The organism is Paracoccus sp. M683 (assembly GCF_007096355.1).
GTDB lineage: Bacteria > Pseudomonadota > Alphaproteobacteria > Rhodobacterales > Rhodobacteraceae > Paracoccus.
Genome location: NZ_VKDF01000007.1, coordinates 152,090 through 169,036 on the forward strand (window position 1 = coordinate 152,090; position 16,947 = coordinate 169,036).

The window sequence follows — 16,947 nt, forward strand, 5'->3', positions numbered from 1 at the left end:
CCGGGCACCGCACCGCCGGAAGGAACCGTTGATGAGCGATCGCCCCTCGGTTCTGTTTGTCTGTCTTGGCAATATCTGCCGCTCGCCCATGGCCGAGGGCGCCTGTCGTGCCGCCGCCAATGCCCGTGAGATTGGCGTCACGGTCGATTCGGCGGGCACCGGGTCATGGCATGCAGGCGAACCGCCCGATGGCAGGGCGGTGGCGATGGCGGCACGGAAAGGCGTCGACATCTCGGGGTTGCGCGGGCGGCAGGTTCAGGCCGCCGACTTTCACCGCTTTGATCATATCGTGGCGATGGACGCGGATAATCTGGCAAACCTGCGTCGAATGGCCCCGGCGGATGCGCGCGCGCATCTTTCGCTGATGCTGGATCACGTTCCGGGGCGGGCGGGGCAGTCGGTGGGCGATCCCTATTACGGCGGCCCCGAAGGGTTCGCGCGGGTCTGGGCCGAGGTCTGGGCCGGCGCCCAAGGGTTGCTGGATCGACTGACCCGAAAAGGCTGACCCCGCCGCAGGGCGGCAGGGTCAAGTTGGGATCAGATGCCGGCGTCGATGATGGCGCGGGCCAGAACCGGCACGGTATCGGCGTTCAGCCCGGCGATGTTCAGCCGCGAATCGCCGACCATATAGATCGCCGCGTCCGTTTTCAGCCTTGCCACCTGTTCCGGGGTTGCGCCAAGCCGCGAGAACATGCCGCGATGACCGGCGATAAAGTCGAAACGGTCGCTGCCCGACAGGTCGCGCAATTCCTGCGCCAGCTGCGCGCGCAGGCCCAGCATGGTATTGCGCACCTCTTCCAGTTCGGCGGCCCAATCGGCGCGCAGCGCATCATCGGTCAGAATGGTCGAGACGATGCGCGCGCCGTGATCGGGCGGGAACGAAAAATTCTGCCGGTTCAGGAAGGCCATCGCACCCTGCGACAGATCGCGATCTGCCGTGCCCGTGCCAAGCGCCATCAGAATGCCGGTGCGTTCGCGATAGATGCCGAAATTCTTGGAACACGAGGCGGCGATCAGCACCTCGGGCAGACGGCTGGCCAGCAGCCGTGTGGCTGCGGCATCCTGTTCCAACCCGTCGCCAAAGCCCTGATAGGCCAGGTCGATCAGCGGGATCGCGCCCGACTTTTCAAGGATCGCCGCGACCTCGGCCCATTGATCCATGGTCAGGTTGGCGCCGGTCGGATTGTGGCAGCAGCCATGCAACAGCACCAGATCGCCAGCCTTGGCCTTGGCGATGTCGGCCTTCATGCCCTCGAAATCGACGCCGCGCGTGGCATTGTCGAAATAGCGGTATTCGACAAAGGGCAGGCCGATGAACTTCATGATCGACAGGTGGTTCGGCCAGGTCGGGTCCGAGACATGGACCGTCAGCCCCGGATTGCCCATCCGCGCCAGTTCCAGCGCCTGCCGGATCGCGCCGGTGCCGCCCACGGATGCCACGCTGGCCAGCCGCTCGACCGGCAGCTCGCCCAGCACCATTTGCGCCATGGCATTGCGATAATCGGCCTCGCCCGCAAGTCCGGTATAGGCCTTTGTGACCTGCGTTTCCCAGATCCGCTGTTCCGCCGCCTTGACCGCGCGCATGACCGGGGTAACGCCTTCGGGGTTCTTGTAGACGCCCACGCCCAGGTCGATCTTGCCCTGACGGGTATCGGCCTTGAACTCTTCGATCAGCATCAGGATCTTGTCGGGGGCTTGGGGTTTCAGGTTGGACAGCATCGCCTAGGCGTCTCCGGTTGCGATTTTCAGGTCGGGGAAGCTGCCCCATTCGGTCCAGCTTCCGTCATAAAGCGAGTGGTTGCGGTGGCCGATCCGTTCCAGCGCCAGCGACAGCGTGGCGGCGGTCATGCCTGATCCGCAGGTGGTGATGGCCGGCCTGGTCAGGTCGATGCCGGCGGCGTCAAAGGCGGCGCGCAGGCCATCCACGTCCTTCATCGTGCCATCGGCATTGTAAAGCTGGCCAAAGGGCAGGTTCTTCGAGCCGGGAATATGGCCCGAGCGCAGGCCAGGGCGCGGTTCCGCCGCCTCGCCGCGAAAGCGTTCGGCCGCGCGGGCGTCGATGATTTCGTGATCGCCCAACTTGCTGGCGGCGGCCACCTGGGTCACATCGCGCACCAGCCCGGCCTGACGCTGCACCGTGATGTGGCGATCACGCATGATCGGCGGCATGTCCTCGACCGGGCGACCCTCGGCCTGCCATTTGGCGAAACCGCCATCCAGCACCGCCACATCGGTCTTGCCCATCAGCCGGAAGGTCCACCAGACCCGTGCGGCGCTGCGGATGTCGGAATTGTCATAGACCACGATCTGATGGCCGTCACCGATGCCCATCGCCCGCATGCGGCTGATGAACAGCTCCACCGGCGGGGCCATATGCGGCAGCGTGCTGCGTTTGTCGGCGATGTCGTCGACATCAAAGAACCGGGCGCCGGGGATATGCGCGGCCTGATATTCGGCCAGGGCATCGCGCCCGGTGGCGGCCATATGGCTGCTGGCGTCGATGATGCGCAGATCGGGATCGTTCAGGTGATCGGCCAGCCAGCCGGTGGAAACGAGCGTTTTCGGATCGTCCTGCATGGTCCCCCTCATATTTCGCACGAAACCGCTTTAACCGTCACGGGGTACCGCTGCAATGGCGGCTTGCGCGATCGCGCCCTTGGGCTAATCTTTCGGGATGGCGCGCAAAGGGAGGCAACATGCACCAGATCGGCATCGGCCTGGCACTGCTGATCGCAGTGCTGCACCTGTGGATCCTGGTGATGGAGATGTTTCGGTGGGAACATCCCCGCACCCGCGCCGTCTTTGGCACCACGCGCGAGATGGCGGCGCTGACCCGCGTGATGGCGGCCAATCAGGGGCTGTATAACGGCTTTCTGGCGGCGGGAATCCTGTGGGGCATCTGGCGGCCTAATAACGGGGTGGTGCTGTTCTTTCTGGCCTGCGTGGCGGCGGCCGGCATCTATGGCGCGATTTCGGTCAAGCCGCGCATCGCGCTGGTCCAGACCCTGCCGGCTGTGATCGCGATGGCGCTGATCGGACCGGGCTGATCAGCGGCGGACGAAAAAGCCGGCGGCGATTCCACGCATCAGCGCCCCCAGCTTGGCCATGCGGCGATCCTCGACCGCGATGATCCCGGCGGCCTCATACCCCAGACGGGCCAGCGCCAGCGCCGCAAATGACGGAAAGCGCCAGCCCCATCGCCGGGCCAGCAGCGCCGTGTTGCGGCCGATCTGGCGGCGACGGTCGGGCGAATGGCCACCGGTCTGGAACGTCCGCCCAAAGGCCCGCCAGACCTGCCGCTGGCCGATGGAATGGTCAAAGACATGCGCCCCGGCGATCCAGATCGACAGGCCATCGTCGGCGGCGCGCAGGGCCATCTCGGTATCGACATGATCGACCCCCAGCCCCTCGTCGAACGGGCCCAACTGGCGCAATGCGGCCATCCGCCAGATGGTCATCGAATTGATTGCCATCGTGGTGCGGCGCAGATCGTCAAACTGGCGCGGCAGATGCGTGACACGCCAACGCCCCTGCAACAGCGCCGGCCGCCCGCGCATTCCCGTGGCCCGGTCACGATAGATCGGCGCAACGGCGGCCACGTCATCCCGATCCAGCAGGGCTTGAACATCGGGATCGGCCAGCATCTCGGCCAGAACCGAGACATCGCTGTCCTGATCAACGAAAACCACCAGATCGGCCTTGTCCGCCACCTGTTCCAAAGCGCGGTTATAGGCCCCGGCCAGCCCGCCGCGATTGCCATTGGCGATGCAGATCGCGCCATCGAAACAGGGCACCGGCGCATCTGGCGTATTATCCACCAGAACCAAAGGCCCGGCTATCGGCCCAAGCTGGCGCAGCACCCCGCCCACCCCATCGGCATCCGCGCCAAAGGTGACGATAACGACCGCCGGCTTTCGAACCATGCCGCCTAGCCCTGCTTCAGCAGGCGCTGCTTCTGACGGCCCCAGTCACGCTTGGCGCTGGTTTCACGCTTGTCGGCGACCTTCTTGCCCTTGGCGACACCGATCTTCAGCTTTACCTTGCCGCGATCGTTGAAATAGATCACCAGCGGCACCAGCGTCATGCCCTCGCGCCCGATGGCCTGCCACAGCCGCGAAAGTTCGCGCTTGCTGACCAGCAGCTTGCGGCGGCGGCGCTCGTCATGGCCAAAAACCCCGGCATTGGTCAAAGCCGAGATATAGCCGTTGATCAGCCACAGCTCGCCATTTTCGACATTGGCATAGCTTTCAGCGATGTTCGTCTGCCCGGTGCGCAGGGATTTCACCTCGGACCCGGTCAGGACGATACCGACCTCAAGATCGCTTTCGATGAAATAATCGAAACGCGCCCGACGGTTCTCGGCAATCACCTTATAGTTCTTGTTTTCGGGTTCCTTGGCCATTGCGGAGAGATAGGGCCGCGCGGCGCGGCTGTAAAGATGGCGCAGTGGCAAAGCACCGGCCCCAGGGCTGTCCGGGGCCGGCGGATCATCTGTCTCAGGCCAGTTGCGCCATTGCCTGCTTATCCAGCTGGGCAATCTGCCGGGCGGCCGGGCGATCCACGCAGCGCGCAACCCAATCCTTGATCGGCGGAGTGGCTGGCAGTTGATCGCCAAACCAGGCAAACGGCCCCGCGCAAAGCAGATCGGCGGCGCTGAACCTATCGCCCAGCAGATAGGGTTGCTGGCGCAGCACCTCGTCCAGCCGCTGAATCGCGGTGTCATAATCGCGCAGGCTGGCCCAGATGGCCGGATGATCGACCTGCGCCCATGACAGGATCGCCACCGGCTCGAATACGCCCTGATACCAGGTCAGCCAGGACAGATAACGCCCGCGCTGCGGATCGCCCACGCCGCGCCCCAGAGGGCTGTTGAAACGATCCGTCAGATACAGAACGATCGCGCCGCGTTCACGCACGAAATCCTCGCCATCCGTCAGATAGGGCACCTTCTTTTCAGGATGGGGATTGGCCGCATCGGGACCGCCCGAGCCATCCTGCCGGGGGATGGTCACCTGAACCACCCGCACCTGATCGGCAACGCCCATCTCTTCTATCAACTGATAGACGCTGGTCGAGCGGCTGTCCGGTGAATGGTAAAAGGTCAGCATGGCTTGTCTCCTTCTTGGTTGATGGCCAAGGTCTAGCGCGACGCTGCTGACAAAAGGTGACAGGATGGCCCGAACCGATCGGCTGATGCGACTGATGAACAGCCTGCGTCGGCTGCCCGCCCCGGTGACGGCCGCGCGGCTGGCACAGGAAACCGGCGTCTCACCCCGGCAACTGTATCGCGACATCGCCACCCTGCGCGCAGGCGGGGCGCTGATCGACGGCGAGGCAGGCCTGGGCTATTCCCTGACCGAGGATCCCGCCCTGCCGCCGCAAAGCTTCAGCCAGCTGGAAATCGAGGCGCTGCATCTGGCCGTTCAGGCCCTGGGCCGGATCGGGGATGACGAGTTGACCGATGCCGGCAAGGCGGCACTGGCCCGCATCATCGCGACCCTGCCCGAGCGCCAGTCACGCCAGGCCCTGCATGCGATCATGCACAGCTTTTCCACGCAGCCCGACCGCGACCCGCCCCGGATCGACCTGCCCTTGCTGCGCGAGGCCTGCTGGAACGAACAGGCAATCGAGATCGACTATACCGATCTTCACGGCGCGGCGACGCGGCGGGTGATCTGGCCACTGGGCCTGTCCTATTCCGAGCGCACCCTGATGCTGCTGGCGCATTGCCGGCTGCGAATGGATCACCGGATTTTTCACATCAACCGCATCGACGCGATGCGCCTGACCGGCGACAGCTTCCGCCCGCACAGGGTGGCACTGGTCAGGGATTACATGCGCACCCGCAGATCGCACAGAACCGCGCCCGCCCCTGACGACGTCACGCAGCCACAGGGCTAAAGATCGCCGTCGCCGTTTCGCAGCGATAGCGCGCGACCACCCCCGCAGCATTCGCCGCCAGATCGGTCACGGCATCCAGAATCGCATCCACCTCGGCCTCGGGCGCGGCCCAGCACAGGTTCAGCCGCACGAAGCCGGGCTTTTCGATCTCGTCCCCGCGCAGGATCGCGGCGCGCAGCCGAGCCGACTCGTCCGGCCCGATGCCCAGCAAGCGGTGAACATAGGGGCCGGCGCAGGCACAACCGCCCCGCGCCTGCACACCGTAAAGGTCCGACAGTATCCGCGTGGCCAATTGCTGATGAATGAACCCGCCCCGCCCGTCACCGACGCGAAAGGCCAGGATCGGCAGATGCGGCGCATCGGGATTGCCCAGCAGATGCAGCCCGTCCACGCCGCGCAACCGCTGCGCCTTGGCCAGCCAGCGCACATGCCGCGCATCAATCGCCGACTGCCCGATGGCATCCTTCAACGCGAAAACCAGCGCCGCCCGAATATCACCCACAACGTTCGGAGTCCCCGATTCCTCGCGCGCCTCGATCGACAGGGCATAATCATGACCCGCATCATTCACAAAGCGCACCGTCCCGCCGCCCGGCAGGGTCGGCCGCCCCGCCACCACCGCATCACGCCGCAGCACCATCACGCCCGAGGCCCCCGGCCCGCCAATGAACTTATGCGGAGAGGTCACGACCGCATCCATCCCCAGCCCCATATCAATGGGCAAATAAGGCGCGCCCCCGGCATAGTCCCAGATGACCTTCGCCCCCGCATCCTTCATCACCCGCGTCACCGCCGCCACATCGGTCAGCGTCCCGGTCACGTTCGAGGCCGCCGAAAACGCCCCCACAACCGGCCCCCGCGCATCTGCCAGGGCCGCCCGCAGCGCCACCAGATCCGGCCCGCCCGTCGCAGCCTCGGCAATCTCGACCACCCGCGCCCCGCTTTCCCGCCAGGGCAGGATGTTCGAATGATGCTCGTAAGGCCCGATCAGCACCGTCGCCCCCGGCCCGACGCCAAGCAGATGCACCAGCCTGTTGATCCCCGCCGTCGCACCCGAGCCAGTAAAAACCACCGCATGATCTGCCCCGCCGCCCAGGCAACGCAGAATCTCGGCTCGCGCCCCACGCCGCAGCCGGGTCATCACCCCGCCGCAATGGCTGGCCTCGGTATGGCTGTTGGCATACCAGGGCAGCACCTCCTCCATCACGAAAGCCTCGACCTGCCGCAGCGCCCGCCCCGAGGCGACATAATCGGCATAGATCATCCGCCGCGCCCCGAACGGCCCCTCGATCACCGCATCGCGCCCGATCACGCCCTCATGCAGCGCCTCGATGCCACCCAGACCCGCGCGAAACCGCTGAAAGAAATCCATCCGACCCTCCGTCATTTCGCCGATAATGACCCGGTGAACAGCAAGATTTGATTTCTTCTTCACTCAAATATCCATATCCTACCGATCAAATGAGCGATGAACCCACCATTCTCGACGAAATCGACCACAAGATCCTTGCCGCATTGCAGCAGGATGCCAGCCTGTCGCAACGCGCGCTGGCCGACCGCATCGGGCTGTCGCAAAACGCCTGCTGGCGGCGCCTGCAACGGCTGACCGAGACCGGCATCCTGCAAGGCAGCCGCGCCGCCATCGACGCCGCCCGCATCGGGCTGCAACTGACCGTATTCGTGATGATCCGCACCCGCCATCACGACGACGCCTGGTCACGCAAATTCCGCGCCCGCGTCGAATCCATCCCCGAAATCACCGAGTTCCACCGCATCGGCGGCGAATGGGACTATATGGCCAAGCTGGTGACGGTCTCGATGGCCGGCTATGACCGCTGCTACAAGGCGCTGATCGCCGATATGGACCTTGAGCGGGTAACCGGCGTTTTCTCGATGGAAACCATATTCGAGGGCCGCCCTCTACGAATCCCGCGTTGATTTTCACGAAATGTTCCGCATATTCCTTCTATGCGCGCCGATCAGATCCTGCATCCCACGCCGCAGGGCCTCTATTGCCCGCCCGGCGATTTTCACATCGACCCCACGCGCCCCGTCGCCCGCGCGCTGATCACCCATGGCCATGCCGATCATGCCCGCGCCGGTCATGGCTCGGTTCTGGCAACGCAGCAGACGCTGGACATCATGGCGATCCGCTATGGCGAGGATTTCGCCGGGCAGGTGCAACCCGCCGATGGCCCGATCCGCATCGGTGACGTGACCGTCAGCTTCCACCCGGCGGGTCATATCCTCGGCTCGGCCCAGATTGCGGTCACCCCGGATCACGGCCCGAAAATCGTCGTCTCGGGCGATTACAGCCGCACCCCCAGCCCGACCTGCGCCCCGTTCGAGCCCGTCCCCTGCGATGTTTTCGTGACCGAGGCGACCTTTGGCCTGCCAGTCTTCAAACACCCCGACCCGGCGGTGGAAATGGCTCGCCTGCTGGCCAGCATGACCGAATTTCCTGAACGCCCGCATCTGATCGGCGCCTATTCCCTCGGCAAGGCGCAGCGGGTGATCGCGCTGGCCCGCGCCGCAGGGATCGACGCGCCCATCGCCATCCACGGCGCCATGCAGCGGCTTTGTGATTACCATATCGAACAAGGCATCGACCTTGGCCCGCTGATCCCCGCCACCGCCGATCAGGTGCCTGCGCAACTGGTCATCGCCCCGCAATCGGCCTTTTCGACCGCATGGGTCCAGCGTTTCCGCGACCCGGTGATCGGCTTCGCCTCGGGCTGGATGGCGGTGCGTGCCCGCGCGCGCCAGAACGGCGTCGAATTGCCGCTGGTCATCAGCGATCATGTCGACTGGCCGCAGGTCACGCAGACCATCCGCGACCTCTTCCCCGCTGAAGTCTGGATCACCCACGGCACCGAGGACGGGTTGTTGCGCTGGTGCGAGTTGAACGGCTTTCCCGCCCGCCCCCTGCGGCTGGTCGGCTACGAGGACGAGCCGGAATGAAGCCCTTCGCCACTTTGCTGGAACGTCTGGCCTTCACCCCCGCCCGCAATGCCAAACTGCGGCTATTGCGGCATTACCTCGATTCCACCCCCGATCCTGATCGCGGCTATGCGCTGGCCGCCCTGACCGGCGATCTGAAGCTGCGTTCGGTCACGCCCAGCCTCTTGCGCGGGCTGGTGGCCGAGCGTGTGGACGCGCAGCTTTTCACGCTCAGCTATGATTTCGTCGGCGATCTGGCCGAAACCATCGCCCTGATCTGGGACAGCGAGGCGGACGAGGATATCCCCCTGCACCAAGCCGTCGATCTGCTGCAATCCACCGGCAAATCCGGCCTGCCCGCCGCCATTACCGCGCTGCTGGACCGGCTTGGCGCCTCGCAGCGGCTGGCCTTTCTGAAACTCGCCACCGGCAATATGCGCGTGGGCCTGTCCGCCCGCATGGCGCGGATGGCGCTGGCGGATATGGGCGGCCCGCCGGTCGCCGAGATCGAGGAAATCTGGCACGGCCTCACCCCGCCCTATCAGCCACTTTTCGACTGGATCGCGGGCGGCGCGCGACCTGAAAACGCCGCGAAGGCGCCTTTCCGCCCGGTCATGCTGTCCACGCCCACAGATCTGGACCAGCTTCGCGCGCTGGACCCGACCGAGCATATCGCCGAATGGAAATGGGACGGCATCCGCGTTCTGGCGATCAATGATGGCGGCATCCGCCGGCTCTATTCCCGCACCGGAGAGGATATTTCCACCGCCTTCCCCGACCTGATCGAGGCGTTGAATTTCGACGGCACTGTTGACGGCGAACTGCTGGTGCGGCGCGGCGCCGAAATCGCCAGCTTCAACGATTTGCAGCAACGCCTGAACCGCAAGACCGTCAGCCGCGCAATGCTGGCCAGCCATCCGGCAGGGCTGCGCGTCTATGACCTGATGATCTGGCAGGGCCGTGACCTGCGCGATCTGCCCCTGTCCGCGCGCCGCGCGCTGCTGGACGCCGCCGATTTCGGCAGCGACCGCATCGACGCCTCGCCGGTTCTGGACTTCACCACATGGGACGATCTGGCCGCCCTGCGCGCCAGCCCGCCCAACCCGGTGATCGAGGGCGTGATGATCAAGCGCCGCGACAGCGCCTATGTCGCCGGTCGCCCGCGCGGGCCGTGGTTCAAGTGGAAGCGTGATCCGATGGTGGTGGATGCGGTGCTGCTTTATGCCCAACGCGGCCATGGCAAACGCTCGGGCTTTTACAGCGATTTCACCTTTGGCCTGTGGGATGGCGCCGATCTGGTGACCGTCGGCAAAGCCTATTTCGGCTTTACTGATGAGGAATTGCGCCAGCTTGACCGTTTTGTGCGCCAGAACACCACAGACCGCTTTGGCCCGGTCCGCGCGGTGAAGCCCGAACTGGTGCTCGAGGTCGCATTCGAGGGCCTCAACGCCTCATCCCGCCACAAATCCGGCGTAGCCATGCGCTTTCCGCGCATCAGCCGCATCCGTTGGGACAAACCCGCAGCCGAGGCCGACCGGCTGGAGACGTTGAAAGCCATGATCGGATGAGCCTGCCGCCCGAATTTCAGGGCTGGTTCACCCGTCAGGGCTGGCAGCCGCATCCGCATCAGATCGCGCTGCTGGCGGCGCAGGGCGATACGCTGCTGATCGCCCCAACCGGGGGCGGCAAGACGCTGGCGGGTTTCCTGCCCTCTTTGGTCGATCTGGCGCGGGGCGGGCATAAGGGGATGCACACGCTTTACGTCTCGCCCCTAAAGGCGCTGACGGCGGATATCGCGCGCAATCTGGCGCGGCCCGTCGCCGATCTGGGGCTGAGCCTGCGCATCGAGGATCGCACCGGCGACACGCGGCAGGCGCAACGCGCCCGGCAGCGCGTTGATCCGCCCGATATCCTGCTGACCACGCCCGAAAGCCTGGCCCTGCTGCTGTCTTACCCCGAGGCGCCCGCGATCTTTGGCGGGCTCAAGCGGGTCGTGCTGGATGAATTGCATGCGCTGGCTGAATCGAAGCGCGGGGATCAGTTGATGCTGGGGCTGGCGCGGCTGCGCAGCCTTGCGCCTGACCTGACCGTCACCGGCCTTTCGGCCACAGTCGAGGACCCGGCCCGGCTGGCCGATTTCATGGGCGGCGCGCAGGTGCTGCTGGCCGATCCCGGCCCCGATCCCGATATCGCCATGCTGCCCACCGCCCACCCGGCGCCCTGGGCCGGGGGCGGCGGCCATTATGCCATCCCCGAGGTGCTGACCCAGATTCGCGCCGCCACCACGACGATCATCTTCATAAACACCCGCGCGCAGGCGGAACTGTTCTTTCAGGCGCTTTGGGCCGCGAATGACGAGAACCTGCCGATCGGGTTGCATCACGGCAGCCTTGCCCGCGAGGCCCGACAGCGGGTCGAGGCGGCGATGGCGGCGGGCGCGCTGCGTGCCGTTGTGGCGACCGGCAGCCTTGATCTGGGCATTGACTGGGGCGCTGTCGACCTGGTCATTCAGGTCGGCGCGCCGAAGAACGTCAAGCGACTGGTGCAGCGGATCGGGCGGGCGAACCACCGCTATAACGCGCCAAGCGTCGCGCGGATCGTGCCCGCCAACCGCTTTGAGGTGATCGAATGCGTCGCCGCGTTGCAGGCCGTGCGCGAACGCGATCTGGATGGCGATCCGCGCGGCCCCGGCCCCCTTGACGTGCTGTGCCAGCATATCCTGCTGACCGCCTGCGCCGGGCGTTTCGATGCCGATGCGCTGTTTGCCGAGGTGCGCCGCGCCGGTCCCTATCGCGGCCTCACGCGGACCGATTTCAACGCCTGTCTGGATTTCGCGGCGACCGGGGGCTATGCGCTGCGCGCCTATGACCGCTGGCAGCGGCTGGTCTTGCGGGACGGGCTGTGGGGGCTGCGCGACCCGCGCGCCGTGCGCGACCTGCGGATGAATATCGGCACCATCGTCGAGGCCGAGATGCTGAAGGTCCGCTTTCGCGGTCGCGGCGGCGCCCCCTTGGGCGAGGTCGAAGAGGCATTCGCCGCCAGCCTGGAACCCGGCGACACCTTCCTGATCGGCGGCCAGACCGTGCGATACGAGGGGCTGCGCGACATGGTGGTCGAGGTGACAAGGCAACCCACCCGCAAGCCCAAGATCGCGGTGTTTTCGGGGATGAAGCTGGCGACATCCACCCAGCTTTCCCATCGCGTTCAGGCGCTGATCGGCGATCCCACGCATCACGCCGCCCTGCCGGCTGACACCCGCGACTGGCTGGCACTGCAAGATCAGGTCAGCGCCCTGCCCCGCCCCGGCGTGTTGCAAAGCGAAAGCTTTCGCCATGACGGCATGTGGCATTTCGCGCTGTATGGCTTTGCGGGGCGGAACGCCTTGCAGACGCTTGGCCTGCTGATGACCCGGATGATGGAGGCGGCGGGGCTTGGCCCTCTGGGCTTTCTTTCCACCGATTACGCGCTGCTGATCTGGTCGCTGGACCCGGTGACGGACCCCGCGCCGCTGCTGGATCGCGAGGGGCTGCGCGCGGGCCTCGGCGATTGGCTGGGCAATAATGCGGTGATGAAGCGCACCTTCCGCAATGTCGCCACCATCGCCGGGCTGATCCAGCGCAACCTGCCCGGCCAGCGAAAATCCGGCAGGCAGGCCACCTTTTCCAGCGATATCCTGTACGACACCTTGCGCAAATACGACCCCGGCCACCTGCTGTTGCGCATCACCGCCGACGAGGCCCGGCGCGGCCTTGTGGATTTCGACCGGATCGAGGACATGCTGGACCGCCTGACCCGTCACGACCACCGCATGCTGGATCGCGTTTCCCCCCTTGCCGCGCCCCTGCTGCTGGAGGTCGGGCGCGTGCCCATCGCCGGACAGGGGCGCGAAAGGCTGGCCGAGGCCGAGGCGGCGGCGCTGATGGCCGAAGCGGGATTGGAGATATGAGCGGATACAGCTTCACCTTTGCCGGGCAACGGCTGGTCGCGCGGCCCTCGGGCGCGCTGTGGTGGTCCGATCGGCGCTGGCTGGTCGTGGCAGACCTGCATTTGGGCAAATCCGAGCGCATGGCCCGGCGCGGCGGGGCGCTGTTGCCGCCCTATGAGGTCGCGGCGACTCTGGACCGGCTGGAGGCCGAGATTGCGGCAACCGACCCCGCGACCGTGATCAGTCTGGGCGACGGGTTCGATGATGACGCGGCGGGGCGGGCGCTGGCGGATGAGGTCTGCGCGCGGATGCACCGGCTGGCCCGCGGGCGCGATTGGGTCTGGATCACCGGCAATCACGATCCGGGGCAGGTCTGCGCGCGGATGCCGGGGCGAACGCGGGCGGAATTTCCGGGCATTCCGGCGCTGCGACACGAGGCGGGCGAAGGGGCCGATATTTCGGGCCATTTCCACCCCTGCATTCGACTGGCCGGGCAGCGCAGGCGCTGTTTCCTGATCGGGCGCGATCACCTGATCCTGCCCGCGTTTGGCGCGTATACCGGCGGTTTGCTGGCCGATGATCCGGCGCTGGCCGCGCTGGTGCCGCAGGGGCTGGCGGTGGCCTGTGGCGCGCGCGCCTTGCCTGTGCCGCTGCGTCAGCCTCGCCGCGCATGAAAAAGGCCGGCACACCCTGCGGTGGCCGGCCCCGTAATGAATGATCCCGCGATCAGAAGCTGAAATTCACGCCCAGCTTAAGATGGTGATGCTCGGGCGTGGCTTCGGTCATGTAACCGCCGGCATCGGTCAGCGTGGTCTTGCCAAAGCCGCGGAATTCCCATTCCCCAAAGACCGACATCCGGTCCGAAACCTTGCGCTCGGCGCCCAGGCCCAGGATCCAGGCATTGTCCTTATAGGTGCCCTCATAGACCATGCCGGCACCATTGACGGCATAGTCGAATTCGCCACGGCCATAACCGGCAATCCCGTAGAACAGCGTATTCCCGGCCGAGTTCAGCACGCCGGTTTTCACACGCAACGCAATGAAGTTGTCCATCTCGGTCGAGGCGGTCACACCGGCGTTGTCCAGCGAGGCATCGGCACCGCCGGTCTCGTAGGAAAGTTCCGGCCCGATCACGATCTGGCGGCCGGCCATGGTGGTTTGCCAGCGATAGCCCAGATGCAGGCCATAGGTCACGCCCTTGATGTCGACCGAGCCGGGCGAGGCAATGATGCTGTCGCTCGGGTCACTGATCCCGAGGACGTCATCAGCGCCAAAGGCATAGCCCAATCCCAGACCGGCATAAGCGCCGCCCCAAGGGGTTGCAGTCTGCACCTCTGGGGCAACGATCGGTGCGGGTTCGACCGGGGCAACATAGCCACCGGCAAAAGCAGCGGGTGCCAGCAAGGCGGTGGCGGCGGTCAGACCAGCGGCGCGCAGCGTGAACATGATACTTGCTCCTTCAAATGGGCATTTGCGCAAGATTAAGGTACGGCAGGTCCACCGCGCAATCGTCGGGCCAGGAAAAACCGGGAAAAGCGCCGTTTTTGCCGCAGGAACGCGGCAAAAACGACACAACAAAAACGTTCAGGACAACCCTTAGATGTCCAGGTTTTCCACGCTCAACGCATTCTGCTGAATGAACTCGCGCCGCGGCTCGACCACGTCGCCCATCAACTTGGTGAACAGGTCCTCGGCCTCGGCCACATCCTCGATTCGGACCTGCAACATCGTGCGGGCATCGGGGTCCAGCGTGGTTTCCCACAGCTGGCTCGGGTTCATCTCACCCAGCCCCTTGTATCGTTGCAACGACAGGCCCTTTTCACCTTCCAGGAAGATCGCCTGCAACAGTCCCAACGGCCCGTGGATCGGCACGTCGCGATCCTTGCGCACCAGATGCGCGGTCTGGCCATAAACATCCTGCAGGGACCTGGTCATCTCGCCCAGGCGACGGCTTTCACCACTGCGCAGCATCGGACCGTCAAGGGAACGGTTTTCCTCGACCCCACGCAGCATCCGCGACAGGCGGATGCCACCGTCCTGCGTTGGCCGCCCGGACCAGCCCCGTTCATATTCAGCGCCGATCATGTCCAGCCGCGCGGCGACAGCGGTTGCCACAGCTTGCGCATCGGCGTCGATACGCCCTGGCACCAGCGCGCCGGCAATCGCCGCCTGTTCCGTGATATGGGGCGGGTAATGGGTGGGATAGGCGCGCAGGATACGCCGCGCCATCCGCGCCTCTTCCACCACACGGGTCAGATCGTTGCCGGTGATCTGCTGGCCATCAGCCAGGCGCAGACTGGCGCCTTCGACCCCCTGCTCAATCAGGTAATCTTCCAGCGCGGCCTCGTTCTTCAGATAGACCTCGGACCGGCCCCGCCCAACCTTATAAAGCGGCGGCTGCGCGATATAGAGATGCCCGGCCTCGATCAGTTCGGGCATCTGCCGGAAGAAGAACGTCAGCAGCAGGGTGCGGATATGCGCGCCGTCGACGTCGGCATCGGTCATGATGACGATCTTGTGATAGCGCAGCTTCGACAGGTTGAACTCGTCCCGCCCGATGCCGGTCCCAAGCGCGGTGATCAGCGTGCCGATCTGTTCGCTGCCCAGCATGCGGTCAAAGCGCGCGCGTTCGACGTTCAGGATCTTGCCGCGCAGGGGCAGAACCGCCTGATTCTTGCGGCTACGGCCCTGCTTGGCCGAACCACCGGCCGAGTCACCCTCGACGATGAACAGTTCCGACAGCGCCGGGTCTTTTTCCTGACAATCGGCCAGCTTGCCGGGCAGGCTGGCCACGTCCATCGCGGTCTTGCGGCGGGTCAGCTCGCGCGCCTTGCGCGCGGCTTCGCGGGCCAGCGCGGCCTCGACAATCTTGCCAATGATCTGGCGCGCCTCGGCGGGATTTTCCTCGAACCACTCGGTCAGCTTCTCGCCCACCAGGTTTTCGACCGCCGGCCGCACCTCGGACGAGACCAGCTTGTCCTTGGTCTGGCTGGAGAATTTCGGATCGGGCACCTTGACCGACAGCACACAGGTCAGCCCTTCGCGGGCGTCGTCGCCGGTGAAGTCAATCTTCTCGCGCTTCGCAATGCCACTGTCCTGCGCGTATTTGGTGATCACGCGGGTCAGCGCGCCACGGAAGCCCGCCAGATGGGTGCCGCCGTCGCGCTGCGGGATGTTGTTGGTAAAGGGCAGCACGGTTTCGTGGTAACTGTCATTCCACCACATCGCCACTTCGACGCCGATGCCGTTCCGCTCGCCGGTTATGAAGATCGGCTCCGGCATGACCGAAGTTTTCGAGCGGTCGAGATAGCGCACGAATTCACGCACCCCGCCTTCATAGAACAGTTCGACATGCAGCGGCTCTGCCGGGCGGTCATCTTCCAGGATGATCTTCACGCCGCTGTTCAGGAAGGCCAGTTCGCGCAGCCGGTTTTCCAGCGTCTTGAAGACATAATCCAGATTGCTGAACGTGCCGTTCGGATCGGTCTGCCGGTTCGAGGCGAGGAAACGCACCTCGGTCCCGCTTTCGCCCGGCGCATCGCCCACGACGCGCAGATGTTCAGCCGTTTCGCCCTTTTCAAAGCGAGCGACGTATTCCTTGTTGTTGCGCCAGATGCGCAGTTCCAGCCAGTCCGACAGCGCGTTCACAACCGAGACGCCAACGCCATGCAGACCGCCTGACACCTTATAGCTGTTCTGGTCGAACTTCCCGCCGGCATGCAGCTGGGTCATGATCACCTCGGCCGCGGAAACGCCCTCGGTCGGGTGCATGTCGACCGGAATACCCCGGCCATTGTCGCGCACGGAAACGCTGTTATCGGCGTGGATCTTGACCTTGACGAAATCGGCATGACCGGCAAGCGCCTCGTCAATGCCGTTATCGACGACCTCGTAGACCATGTGATGCAGACCCGAGCCGTCATCCGTATCGCCGATATACATTCCAGGCCGCTTGCGCACGGCCTCTAGCCCCTTGAGAACCTTGATGGAATCGGCGCCGTATTCGGCGGGCTTCTGGGCGGATTCTGTCATGCCTGCGATATTCCTGTTTTTCTGCGGTTGATATAGTCATTCGCCACGGGAAAGTCACGGGAAAGACACAGGATTTCATGGTATTTGGTGGCCATGACGCGAACTCTTGCGCAGATTGCGCCAATGGCGCGACAGTGGTGCAGATTGAC

At 65.1% G+C, this 16,947-nt stretch carries 16 protein-coding genes; 8 read left to right on the forward strand and 8 right to left on the reverse strand.

The annotated features are described in order from the left end of the window. The first annotated feature begins 31 nt into the window (after positions 1–31). Entirely contained in the window at positions 32–505 is a 474-nt protein-coding gene (locus FNJ84_RS14420; RefSeq protein WP_143793901.1) for a low molecular weight protein-tyrosine-phosphatase, read from the forward strand. Positions 506–537: 32 nt separating this feature from the next. On the opposite strand, the gene FNJ84_RS14425 is transcribed toward FNJ84_RS14420, so the two are convergent. Then, entirely contained in the window at positions 538–1,719 is a 1,182-nt protein-coding gene (locus FNJ84_RS14425) for an amino acid aminotransferase (protein ID WP_143793902.1), read from the reverse strand. A 3-nt stretch (positions 1,720–1,722) separates the two neighbouring features. Continuing rightward, on the reverse strand, positions 1,723–2,577 hold the full coding sequence (gene sseA / locus FNJ84_RS14430) for a 3-mercaptopyruvate sulfurtransferase (RefSeq protein ID WP_143793944.1): 855 nt from the start codon (positions 2,575–2,577) through the stop codon (positions 1,723–1,725). Positions 2,578–2,696: 119 nt separating this feature from the next. Between sseA and FNJ84_RS14435 the strand changes: the two genes are divergently transcribed. Continuing rightward, on the forward strand, positions 2,697–3,047 hold the full coding sequence (locus FNJ84_RS14435) for a DUF1304 domain-containing protein (protein ID WP_143793903.1): 351 nt from the start codon (positions 2,697–2,699) through the stop codon (positions 3,045–3,047). On the opposite strand, the gene FNJ84_RS14440 is transcribed toward FNJ84_RS14435, so the two are convergent. From FNJ84_RS14440 to FNJ84_RS14450, 3 genes are all read right to left on the reverse strand, one after another. Further along, positions 3,048–3,923: a glycosyltransferase gene (locus FNJ84_RS14440; protein ID WP_143793904.1), complete on the reverse strand. Its 876-nt coding sequence runs from the start codon at positions 3,921–3,923 to the stop codon at positions 3,048–3,050. It abuts the gene before it with no gap. 5 nt (positions 3,924–3,928) lie between these two features. After that, complete coding sequence (gene smpB / locus FNJ84_RS14445; protein ID WP_143793905.1) at positions 3,929–4,402, reverse strand: SsrA-binding protein SmpB; 474 nt, start codon at positions 4,400–4,402, stop codon at positions 3,929–3,931. A gap of 94 nt (positions 4,403–4,496) precedes the next feature. Then, positions 4,497–5,108 (reverse strand): glutathione S-transferase family protein, encoded by a 612-nt coding sequence (locus FNJ84_RS14450; protein ID WP_143793906.1) that lies wholly within the window; start codon positions 5,106–5,108, stop codon positions 4,497–4,499. A 64-nt stretch (positions 5,109–5,172) separates the two neighbouring features. On the opposite strand from FNJ84_RS14450, the gene FNJ84_RS14455 reads away from it, so the two are divergent. After that, the gene (locus FNJ84_RS14455) at positions 5,173–5,901 is read left to right on the forward strand and encodes a YafY family protein (protein WP_143793907.1); all 729 of its coding nucleotides are present in this window, start codon (positions 5,173–5,175) and stop codon (positions 5,899–5,901) included. On the opposite strand, the gene FNJ84_RS14460 is transcribed toward FNJ84_RS14455, so the two are convergent. Further along, positions 5,882–7,273 (reverse strand): aminotransferase class V-fold PLP-dependent enzyme, encoded by a 1,392-nt coding sequence (locus FNJ84_RS14460; protein ID WP_221931983.1) that lies wholly within the window; start codon positions 7,271–7,273, stop codon positions 5,882–5,884. The genes FNJ84_RS14455 and FNJ84_RS14460 overlap by 20 nt on opposite strands. Before the next feature lie 89 nt (positions 7,274–7,362). Here FNJ84_RS14460 and FNJ84_RS14465 point away from each other — a divergent pair, with 89 nt between their 5' ends. From FNJ84_RS14465 to pdeM, 5 genes are read left to right on the forward strand one after another with little or no spacing between them, the layout of a single operon-like run. Next, positions 7,363–7,839 carry an Lrp/AsnC family transcriptional regulator gene (locus tag FNJ84_RS14465; protein WP_143793909.1) on the forward strand — a complete coding sequence of 159 codons (477 nt, stop codon included), beginning with the start codon at positions 7,363–7,365 and terminating at the stop codon, positions 7,837–7,839. Between the two features lie 30 nt (positions 7,840–7,869). Further along, on the forward strand, positions 7,870–8,862 hold the full coding sequence (locus FNJ84_RS14470; RefSeq protein ID WP_143793910.1) for a ligase-associated DNA damage response exonuclease: 993 nt from the start codon (positions 7,870–7,872) through the stop codon (positions 8,860–8,862). Beyond that, a complete protein-coding gene (locus FNJ84_RS14475; protein WP_143793911.1) occupies positions 8,859–10,409 on the forward strand; it encodes a cisplatin damage response ATP-dependent DNA ligase in 1,551 nt (516 codons plus the stop codon). Before FNJ84_RS14470 ends, FNJ84_RS14475 begins: the two co-directional genes overlap by 4 nt. After that, entirely contained in the window at positions 10,406–12,787 is a 2,382-nt protein-coding gene (locus FNJ84_RS14480) for a ligase-associated DNA damage response DEXH box helicase (RefSeq protein ID WP_143793912.1), read from the forward strand. The genes FNJ84_RS14475 and FNJ84_RS14480 overlap by 4 nt, the downstream gene beginning before the upstream one ends. Next, positions 12,784–13,440, forward strand: coding sequence for a ligase-associated DNA damage response endonuclease PdeM (gene pdeM / locus FNJ84_RS14485; RefSeq protein WP_143793913.1), 657 nt, complete (start codon positions 12,784–12,786; stop codon positions 13,438–13,440). The genes FNJ84_RS14480 and pdeM overlap by 4 nt, the downstream gene beginning before the upstream one ends. Positions 13,441–13,492: 52 nt before the next feature. On the opposite strand, the gene FNJ84_RS14490 is transcribed toward pdeM, so the two are convergent. Continuing rightward, entirely contained in the window at positions 13,493–14,212 is a 720-nt protein-coding gene (locus FNJ84_RS14490) for an outer membrane protein (protein WP_143793914.1), read from the reverse strand. A gap of 150 nt (positions 14,213–14,362) precedes the next feature. Beyond that, positions 14,363–16,798, reverse strand: coding sequence for a DNA topoisomerase (ATP-hydrolyzing) subunit B (gene gyrB, locus FNJ84_RS14495; RefSeq protein WP_143793915.1), 2,436 nt, complete (start codon positions 16,796–16,798; stop codon positions 14,363–14,365). Between the last annotated feature and the right edge of the window lie 149 nt (positions 16,799–16,947).